At 75.6% G+C, this 381-nt stretch carries 1 pseudogene; it reads right to left on the bottom strand.

From position 1 onward, the window contains the following. Positions 1–358, bottom strand: a pseudogene (locus G3I65_RS03045) (Mur ligase family protein); the annotation flags it as partial. Positions 359–381 lie beyond the last annotated feature (23 nt).

The raw sequence follows: 381 nt of genomic DNA on the forward strand, positions 1-381 counted from the left end.
GTCCGGTGCTCACCCACACCGGCCGCGCGGCCGCCTTCGCGGCGGACGTCACGAGGACGTCGTCGCAGTTCGCGACGACCACCGTGCCCGGCAGCCCTGCCAGCGCGGCCCGCAGGTCGCGTTCGGTGGCGCGGACCTCGCCGACGCGGTCGAGCTGGTCGCGGCTGAGGTTCAGCAGCACGACCACGGCGGGCTGGAGCTGCCCGGCCACCCACGGCACGTGGGCCTCGTCGACTTCGAGGACCGCGTAGGGCGCGTCCGGGCGGGCGGCCAGCGCGGCGAGGACGCCGTCGGGCATGTTCGAGCCGTCGCTGTTGGCGGCGACCTCGGCCAGCGCCTCGAGCGCGCGGGTGAGCATGAGCGACGTCGTCGTCTTGCCGT

Origin of the sequence: Amycolatopsis sp. SID8362 (assembly GCF_010550475.1) — a bacterium.
Classification (GTDB): domain Bacteria; phylum Actinomycetota; class Actinomycetes; order Mycobacteriales; family Pseudonocardiaceae; genus Amycolatopsis; species Amycolatopsis eburnea.